Origin of the sequence: Shigella sp. FC1661, assembly GCF_001712525.1 — a bacterium.
In the GTDB taxonomy this organism is placed as follows: Bacteria; Pseudomonadota; Gammaproteobacteria; order Enterobacterales; family Enterobacteriaceae; genus Escherichia; species Escherichia coli.
The window spans coordinates 1-530 of sequence record NZ_MDGW01000458.1 but is presented as its reverse complement, the minus strand read 5'-3'; the positions used below and the strand labels follow the sequence as shown (position 1 = coordinate 530).

Annotated in this window: 1 protein-coding gene and 1 pseudogene; both read right to left on the bottom strand. The window is 45.3% G+C overall.

Annotated elements, in window-relative coordinates:
- Positions 1–96: 96 nt before the first annotated feature.
- Positions 97–207, bottom strand: a pseudogene (locus BFF42_RS27980) (hypothetical protein); the annotation flags it as partial.
- A gap of 242 nt (positions 208–449) precedes the next feature.
- Positions 450–530, bottom strand: an 81-nt coding sequence (locus BFF42_RS20470) for an IS1 family transposase (protein ID WP_000618533.1), incomplete at its 5' end; no start/stop codon positions are given.

Genomic DNA, 530 nt, shown 5'->3' with positions numbered 1-530 from the left:
AGACCGCACGAATATAACGGTGGGTTACCCCCAAACGAATCGGAAAATCGATACTGGAAAAACTCTAACTCGGTGGCCAGTTTTTGTTGACCACTTCATCATGAGCACTTGCTGTAGCTGATAGCCTTCCGGTACGGTTTGTGCCTGAGCGTTTGAAGCGAGTAAAACTATCCCTGCCACAGCTGCGGCGATTAGCGTTTTGTTCATTCCTGGCACCTCTTTTGTTATCAATCACTAAAGAGTGTGACAGAAATATGACTTTTTTCCGGGAACAGGTTCGCAAAATGGCTTGTTGAACGCCTGTTTTTCTATATACATCTTCAAAAACAGGCAAGGTTTGACGCAAACTATGCCTGATTAGCCCCTGCCTCGCGTACGCCGCTGATAATTGCACCTGTGGCTAAACAGAATATCTGCGGCGTTACCAATACAGAGGTAATGACTCCAACTTATTGATAGTGTTTTATGTTCAGATAATGCCCGATGACTTTGTCATGCAGCTCCACCGATTTTGAGAACGACAGCGACTT